We start from the raw sequence: 8,947 nt of genomic DNA, 5'->3' as shown, positions 1-8,947 counted from the left end.
GGTGAAGATCGCCGACGGCACGACGAGCATCGAGATTGCCTCCGGCGAGGCGACGGTTCGCGGCATCAAGGCGGCAATCGCTCAGGCGTCGACACTAAGCATCGCCAACGGCACGACCAGCATCGAAAGGCTGGCGCTCGATGTCGGCGGCGGCTCGGTGACCTTGTCCGGGACAGCTGGCCAGACGCTCGACCTCGCGGCGCAATTTTCGGCACTGCCCGCGGCGCTCGCCAATGGATTTTCGCCCGGCCTCGATGCTGTGGGCACGCTCAGCGGCACGGCTGGTTTGACCGGACCGCCGGCCGCTCCCGACGTCCGCTTCAATGCGCAACTGGCCGGTATCGAAACCAGCCAGACCCGGCAGGCCGGGCTCGGACTGCTCGCCGTCGACGCGGCCGGCAGCTACACGATTGCCGGCGGCGTGGTGCTCGATCAGGTGACGCTGACCGGCGACAAGGTTTCCGGCAAGGCAACCGGCACCCTCAACCCGAACGGCGCCAGCGATTTTGTGCTCGATCTCATCTCATCCGGCCCCAGCCTGCCGCTGAACCTCGGCAGCGCCGAGAGCCCGGTCAAGATCGAGATCCAGTCCTTGTCGGCAAAGGTGGCGGGCGAGAGCACGCGGGCCCGCCTGGATGTCTCGGCGATCCTGCCCTCGATCGTCACCAGCCCGGCGAGGGTGGAGGGGCTTGCCCTGGCGTTGCATTCGGATGCGTTCGATCTCAAGAACCGTGCAGGGCCGGTTTCCGGCACGGTGTCGGTGGACAAGGTCGGTCTCAACAATCCGGTGATCGCGCCGCTGATCGCCGGCAAGGTCACGGCAGCCGTCAGCGGCCGCCTGACGGCCGACCTGTTTGCCATCGACAGCGGCTCGCTCAAAAGCGATGCATTGAACAGCCAGGTCGCCGGCCAGGTATCGCTGCGAGACGGTGCCATAGACCTCAACCTGAAGGCGGATGCCCCATCGTCGGCCTTGCCTGCGGCGGCGCGCGGCATGCTTGGCGAACGCGCTGAGATCAGCGCCACGCTGAAGCGCGACCCCAACGGCAGCATCAACATAGGCGGATTGAAGTTGACCTCGGGTGCGCTGACCGCCGACGGGCAAGCCAGCCTTGCCGACAACAAGGTGGCCGCCGACATCAAGGGCGCGCTGAGCGACATCTCGCTGCTGTCGAAGGATGCCAAGGGCGCCATCGCCTTCGCGTTGAACGCACAGGGGCCGGCCACGGCGCCGGATCTGTCACTGACGGTCGACAGCGACCGCCTTCTCGTGGTGGCGCGAGAGATCACCGGGTTGAAGCTGACCGCCACCGGCAAGGCCAATGCCGCCAATCCGGCGGCCAACGTGCAACTGACCGGCAATGTCGCCGGCCAGGCGCTGCAAGGCAGCGCGGTGCTGGCGACGGCAGACGGCAGGAGCGCCATCAACGGCCTGCTGCTGTCGCTCGGCGAGAACAGGATTTCAGGCGATCTGGCACTTGACGAGAAGTTCGTGCCGGTCGGCACCATTGCGCTCGACCTGCCCGATATCGGCCCGCTGGCGGCACTTGCCCTGGAGAAGGCCGAAGGCGACGTACGCGGCACGATCGCTTTCTCGAAGAACGGCAACGCACCGCAGGTCGCCATCAAGGCGGCGACAGCGTCGATCACGCGCGGCGACCTGCAGGCGAAAGCCGTCTCGATCGATGCGCTGGTCGCCAACTATCTGGCGGCGCCCGTGATCTCCGGAAAGATCCGCGCCGACACCGTCATTTCGGGCGGTACCGTGATCAGCGGCATCGATGTCGATTTGAAGCGCGACGGCGACTGGACCGGTTTCTCCGGCGGCGCAACCGTCAAGGGCATTCCGGCACGGGCCGCCGGCCGGGTGAAAGTGGCAAACGGCACGACAACTATCGAGCTTGCCTCCGGCCAGGCGACCGTCCAGGGCATCAAGGCGGCCATTGCCCAGGCCTCGACCGTCAGCATAGCCAATGGCACGACGACGCTGGACAGGCTGGTGCTCAACCTTGGCGGTGGCACGGCGACGGTGACCGGCAAGGTCGGCACGGCGCTCGACATCAATGCGACGCTGGCGCGGGTGCCGATGTCGCTCGCCAACAGTTTTTCGCCGGGCCTCGACGCCGCCGGCTCGATTTCGGGCACGGTCAAGGTGACGGGCGCGCCGGCAAATCCCGCCATTGCCTTCAATCTCGACGCGGCGGGCGTGCAGACCTCGCAGACCCGCGGTGCCGGTGTCGGTGCGGTCAGTGTCTCCTCGTCGGGCACCTTTGGCGCCAACAAGCTGACCTTCAATGCCAATGTCAGCGATGGAGCCGGCCTTGGCGTCAAGGGCGGCGGCAGCGTGACGACGGCCGGGACGCCGGCGCTGGTGCTCGACTTCAATGGCGTCGTGCCGTTCGGCCTGCTCAGCCAGAAGCTTGCCGCGCAGGGCCTGTCGCTGTCTGGAACCGCCAATGTCAACGTGCAGGTGCGCGGTCCCGCGACATCGCCCGTCATCGGCGGCAGCGTCAGCACCTCGGGTGCGCGCCTTGTCGATGCGCGCTCCGGCCTCGCCGTCAACGATCTCGCCGCCGATGTCTCGATTGCCGGCGGCGTCGCCAGGATCAACCGGTTGACCGGAACGCTGTCGACGCGCGGCAGCCTGTCGGCCAGCGGCACGGTCGGCATCAACCCGGCGCAGGGTTTTCCGGCCGATTTGTCGATCAAGCTGGTCGACGGCCGCTATACGGACGGAAGGGTGGTGACCGCCAATCTCGGCGGCGACCTGACGATCAAGGGACCGCTGACCTCCGCACCGGTCATTGCCGGCACCGTCAATCTCGCCAAGACGGTGATCACCGTTCCGGACAAATTGCCGGGCTCGCTGGCGGCGCTCGACGTCAAGCACAAGAACGCGCCAGGTGCGGTAAAGGCGCAGGACAAGGCGCTGCGGCCGCCGACGACCAGCGGCAAGGGCGGCGGTAGCGGCCTCGCGCTCGATGTCACGGTCAACGCCCCGAACCAGATCTTCATCCAGGGCAGGGGCGTCGATGCCGAACTTGGCGGCTCGCTGAAGCTGACCGGCCCGGCCTCGTCGCCGCAAGCGGTCGGCACCTTCACCCTGCAGCGCGGACGGCTGTCGATTCTCGGCAAGCGGCTGACCTTCACCGAAGGCACGGTCGGATTTTCCGGCTCGCTGGTGCCCTATCTCAATTTGACGGCGACCACGACGACGACCGGCGCCACCGTCACCATCGTGGTGTCGGGCGAGGCGACCAATCCGAAGTTCACCTTCTCCTCCGTGCCGGCGCTGCCCGAGGACGAGGTGCTGGCGCAATTGATCTTCGGGCGCTCGATGTCGAACCTGTCGCCGCTGCAGATCGCCCAGTTGGCCGAGGCCGCCGGGCAACTGGCCGGCGTCGGCGGCTCGACGTCGCTGCTGGAAAACCTGCGCAGCGCCATTGGTGTCGACGACCTCGACGTCACCACCGACGACCAGGGCGGCACGGCGGTTTCGGCGGGCAAATACCTCAACGACCGCACCTATGTCACGATCCAGAAAGGCGACAAGCCGGGCTCGGGCAAGGCTACGATCGACCTCAATGTCGGGCGCGGCGTCAAGCTGCGCGGCGAGGCCAACGATGCCGGCGAAGCCAAGGGCGGCATCTTCTACGAGAAGGAATACTGATAGTTCGGCAGGACTTTTGGCCTCATGATGGATCGATTCTGGCGCTGTCCGGGCTGGAGTAAATGTCTCAGTTTAATCGACTACCGAGATTCCAGAAGAATCCGTCGGACAGTAGCAAATTTGCGCCAAGACTGTCGTTATCACGCGAACCGCTCCCCTTTCAAAGTTGCACATTCCCTAACATGTTCTCAATCCACGCCGTCTTTGACATCATGGCCTGGATGCGGAATGTTAAAAGGCGGAAAGCCAACAATGGGAGTTAAGTCATGACAATTTATAAGAGTAATGGCGATCGCGTTCCGGATCACATCCTGGCCATGGCCGAAGAAGCCAAGGCAGGCAAGGTGGATCGCCGCGAATTCCTGGCCATGGCCAGCGTCTTCGGTGCATCGACGGCAATGGCTTACGGCTTGCTCGGCCTCGCCGATCCGACGCCGGCGAAGGCCGAAGAGGTAAAGGGCAAGAAGGGCGGCACGCTGAAGATCGCCCAGTGGATTAAGGATCCCAAGGACCCGCGCAAGGCCGACTGGTCGGAAATCGCCAATGCCGAGCGCCAGGCGCTCGAGCCGTTGGTCAAGTACACGTCCGAATACACGTTCCGCCCTTATCTGCTGGAAAGCTGGGACGTCAACGACGATGCCACGCAGTACACGCTGCATGTGCGCAAGGGCGTCACCTGGTCGAATGGCGATGCCTTCACCTCCGCCGACGTCGTCTTCAACCTGAAGCGTTGGGCCGACAAGAAAGCCGAAGGCAATTCCATGCCAGGCCGTCTTGGCTCGCTGGTCAAGGACGACAAGCTCGACGAAAGCGCCGTGACCATGCCGGACGACCACACGGTCGTGCTGAAGCTCACCAAGCCGGACATCGCGCTGATTCCGAACATGTGCGACTATCCCGGCCTCATCGTCCACAAGACCTTCGATGAGAAGGGCGGCGACTTCAAGGCCTGCCCGATCGGCACCGGTCCGTTCGAACTCGTCTCCTACGATGTCGGTCAGAAGGTGGTCTACAAGCGCCGCACCGACGACAAGTGGTGGGATGGCGAAGTGTTCCTCGATGGCCTGGAATTCATCGACTACGGCACCGATCCGGCGGCCATGGTCAGCGCTTTCGAAGCCGGCGAAGTGCACACCAATTTCGAGACTTCGGCCGACTACGTGTCGATCCTCGACGGCATGGACCTGGTGAAGTCGGAAATCGTCACCGCGTCGACCATCGTCTGCCGCACCAACGTCAACAACAAGCCCTATGGCGACCAGAAGGTGCGCAACGCGCTGCAGCTTGCGGTCGACAACAATGTCGTCTTGCAGCTCGGCTACGGCAATGCCGGTTCGGTCGCCGAAAACCACCATGTCTGCTCGATCCATCCGGAATATTACGAGCTGCCCAAGGTTGCCCGTGATCCGGCCAAGGCAAAGGCGCTGATGGCGGAAGCCGGCCAGGCCGACTTCGAACACGAGCTGATCACTGTCGACGAAGACTGGCACAAGAATACCGGCGATGCGATCGCCGCCCAGATGCGCGACGCCGGCATCAAGGTGAAGCGCACCGTTCTGCCGGGTTCGACGTTCTGGAACGACTGGACGAAGTATCCGCTGTCGATGACCAACTGGAACATGCGCCCGCTCGGCGTCCAGGTTCTGGCCATCGCCTATCGCACCGGCGAGGCCTGGAACGAGGCCGGCTGGTCGAATCCGGACTGGGACGCCAAGCTCAATGCGGCGCTCGCCGTTGCCGACGCCGCCAAGCGCAAGGAAATGATGAAGGACATCGAGCAGATCCTGCAGGATTCCGGCATCATGATCCAGCCGTACTGGCGCAAGCTCTACAGCCACTCGGTCAAGGCGGTGCAGAACTACAAGATGCACCCGACCTTCGAACGCGACTACGGCAAGGTCTGGCTCGAGCAGGCTTGATCGCATCGACATGGGGGAAGGGGATCGCTCCCTTCCTCGCTCTTCGCGTCGTCCGTCCCTGCTGGTCCGCACTTTCTCAAAAAAGTTGCGGACTCGCGGGCAAGGCCATGCAACAAAAACAGGGTTGATCGCATCCGAAGGCCTGTTTGACAGCCAGCCCCGCCGGTTACGGCAGGGTTGGCTTTCATAGCCGGCTCAAACCCCAACCCATCGGCAGGGGGCCGCCATGCTTTCCTTCGTTATCAGGCGTCTTGGCACCATGGCATTGACGATGCTGTGCCTGACCATGGTCGTCTTCTTCCTGATCAACCTCGAACCCAATCTGAAGAAGCTGGCGATCAGCCAGACCGAAATGCATACGTCGGCCGAGCAGCTCGAGAGCTGGCTGGTCAACCATGGCTACCGGCAGAACTTCTTCGTCCGCTATGGGCAGTGGCTGGGCGTGGTGCCCAAGCAACCTGTTACAGACCCGGCGACCGGCAAGCCGGCGCAGCGCTTCTCCTTCTGCAACGATCCGCTCGTGCCGACCTTCGCCGGCGTTTTCCAGGGCGATTTCGGCTGCTCGACCAAGTTCAAGGCAACCGTCGCCTCAAAACTGTTTCCGGCACTCGGCGCTACGGGCATCCTGATGTTCTGGGTGCTGGTGGTGATGGTGCCGATCTCGCTGCTGATCGGCATTCTGGCCGGCATGCGCGAGGGGTCGCGAACCGACCGGGTGCTGTCCGTGGCGTCGATCGCCTCGACGGCGACGCCTGAATATGTGTCAGGCGTCATCTTCACCGTCATCTTCGCCTCATGGCTAGGCTGGCTGAATGGCTCGGCGGCTTCGGCCAGCCAGGGCATCACCTTCTACAATTTCACTTTGCCGGTGATGACGCTGGCGATCTACGGCATCGGCTACATCGCCCGCATGACGCGTGCTTCGATGGTCGAAGTGATGACGCAGCAATATATCCGCACTGCCAGGTTGAAGGGTCTTTCCTTCGGCAGCGTCGTGGCCAAACATGCCTTGCGCAACGCGCTGATCGCACCGTTCACCGTCATCATGCTGCAGTTCCCCTGGCTGCTCACCGGCGTCGTCATCGTCGAGGTGATGTTCCGTTACCAGGGCTTCGGCTACACGCTGGTCGAGGCGGCCGGCAACAACGACATCGACCTTTTGCTCGGCTGCTCGCTGGTCTCGGTGTTCATCGTCTTGATCACGCAGCTCATTTCCGATGTCGGCTACGCATTTCTCAATCCGCGTATCAGAGTTCAGTAGGGGGCGAAGCGGATGCCGGTTCAATACATCAGTGGCTTCACCATCGTTCTCGAAGTGCTGTCGCGCTTCTGGCCGGTCTGGATCGCGCTCGTCATCGTCATGGGCGCGAGCTTCGCCTACAAGAAGAAGCTGGCGCTCTACGGCCAGCTGTTCGACAGCGGTGTCGGCATCGTCGGCGTCGGCATCTGCCTGTTCTGGCTGTTCACGGCGATCTTCGCCGCGACCATTTCTCCCTTCGACCCGCTGGCCCAGATTCCCATCATGAAGGATGTGCTGCCGGGCGCCGTCGAACCGAAATCGGGGCTGACCTATCTGTTCGGCGGCGACAAGCTGGCGCGCGACGTGTTTTCGCGCATGGTCTATGGCAGCCAGATCGTGCTGATCATCGCGCCTGCGGCAACCGGCTTCGCGCTGATGGTCGGCATCACGCTCGGCCTGCCGGCCGGCTATTATGGCGGCAAGATCGACACCGTACTGTCGTTCCTGGCCAACCTCGTGCTCGCCTTCCCGGTCATCCTGCTGTTCTACCTTTTGGTGACTCCGGGCATCATGGACACGCCGATCCCCTATGGCATGGCCGGCGTCTTCTTCATGTTCCCGATCATCTTCTTCAGCGTGCTGTTCTGGACCCGCTACAAGAACCGGCCCGACCGGCTCTACATCCTGCTCGGCATCACCCTGATCCTCGGCGGCTGGATCTATGCCGGCCTGGTCTTCGACGCCGATCCGCTGAAGATCGTGCATATCGATCCTAACCAGCTCAACATCTTCGTGGCCGTGGTGTTCGCCTCCAGCCCCGGCGTGTTCCGCATCGTCCGTGGCCTGGTGATGGACATCAAGACGCGCGATTATGTGGCGGCGGCGCAGACGCGCGGTGAATCGCCCTGGTACATCATGCTGTGGGAGATCCTGCCCAATGCGCGCGGGCCGCTGATCGTCGATGCCTGCCTGCGCATAGGCTACACCACCATCCTGCTCGGCACGCTCGGCTATTTCGGCCTTGGCCTGGCGCCGGAAAGTCCGGACTGGGGCACCGCGATCAAGGACGCCAGCCGCCTGCTGCGCTCCTTCATCCACCCGGCGCTGCCGCCGACGATCGCACTGATGTCGTTCGTGCTGGGCTTGAACCTGCTCGCCGACTCGCTGCGCGAACAATCGATGAAAGACTGATCTCGCGGGTTTCGACCCGATGCGCCTGAGAGAAACAGGCCTAGAAGAACCAGGATTGGAGCGACCCATGAACGAGGCAGTTCGAAATCCCGCCACGCCAACCAATGGGCCGGCCAACACGCCGATCATCGAGATCGAGAACCTGTCGATCTCCTTCTTCACCCGCAAGGGCGAGATCCCGGCGGTCATGGATTTTTCCTGCACCGTCATGCCGGGCGAGGCGATGGGCATCGTCGGCGAATCCGGCTGCGGCAAGTCGACCGTGTCGCTCGGCATCATGCGCGACCTCTCCAACATCGGGAAGATCGTCGGCGGCAAGATCAAGTTCCAGGGCAAGGACATGGGCGAGCTCTCCGACGAGGAGTTGCGCTCAATTCGCGGCAACAAGATCGCGATGATCTACCAGGAGCCGATGGCCAGCCTCAACCCGGCGATGAAGGTCGGGCAGCAGTTGATGGAAGTGCCGCTGATTCACGACAAGGTGTCGAAGGAAGAGGCCTATGAGCGCGCGATCGAAATGGTGCGCTCGGTCAAGCTGCCCGATCCCGAGCGCATGATGCGCTCCTATCCGCACCAGCTTTCGGGCGGCCAGCAGCAGCGTATCGTCATCGCCATGGCGCTGCTGTCGAAGCCGGCGCTGCTTCTGCTCGACGAACCGACGACGGCGCTCGACGTGACGGTGGAGGCCGGCATCGTCGACCTGGTCAAGGGGCTGGGCGAGAAGTTCGGCACGTCGATGATTTTCGTGTCGCACAATCTCGGCCTGATCCTCGAGACCTGCGACCGCATCACGGTGATGTATTCGGGCGAGGCGGTGGAGACCGGCAAGATCAAGGACGTGTTCGACCGGATGCGCCATCCCTATACGCAAGGGCTGTTCCGCTCGATCCCGCTGCCGGGCGCCGACAAGAACTCACGGCCGCTGAT

At 63.4% G+C, this 8,947-nt stretch carries 4 protein-coding genes and 1 pseudogene; all 5 read left to right on the top strand.

The window, feature by feature from the left end; translation table 11 throughout:
* On the top strand, positions 1-3,670 hold a 3,670-nt coding region (locus tag EOB49_RS37695; protein WP_245472741.1), incomplete at its 5' end, for a translocation/assembly module TamB domain-containing protein.
* A 266-nt stretch (positions 3,671-3,936) separates the two neighbouring features.
* Complete coding sequence (locus EOB49_RS17945; RefSeq protein ID WP_127381765.1) at positions 3,937-5,589, top strand: ABC transporter substrate-binding protein; 1,653 nt, start codon at positions 3,937-3,939, stop codon at positions 5,587-5,589.
* A 226-nt stretch (positions 5,590-5,815) separates the two neighbouring features.
* Positions 5,816-6,850: an ABC transporter permease gene (locus tag EOB49_RS17940; RefSeq protein ID WP_127381764.1), complete on the top strand. Its 1,035-nt coding sequence runs from the start codon at positions 5,816-5,818 to the stop codon at positions 6,848-6,850.
* A 12-nt stretch (positions 6,851-6,862) separates the two neighbouring features.
* Positions 6,863-8,020 carry an ABC transporter permease gene (locus tag EOB49_RS17935; RefSeq protein WP_127381763.1) on the top strand — a complete coding sequence of 386 codons (1,158 nt, stop codon included), beginning with the start codon at positions 6,863-6,865 and terminating at the stop codon, positions 8,018-8,020.
* Positions 8,021-8,087: 67 nt separating this feature from the next.
* Positions 8,088-8,947: pseudogene (locus EOB49_RS37690) on the top strand (ABC transporter ATP-binding protein); the annotation flags it as partial.

Source organism: Mesorhizobium sp. M7A.F.Ca.MR.148.00.0.0, assembly GCF_003997735.1.
Taxonomy (GTDB): domain Bacteria; phylum Pseudomonadota; class Alphaproteobacteria; order Rhizobiales; family Rhizobiaceae; genus Mesorhizobium.
The sequence above is the reverse complement of the archived record's forward strand: the minus strand, read 5'-3'. Positions and strand labels throughout refer to the sequence as shown.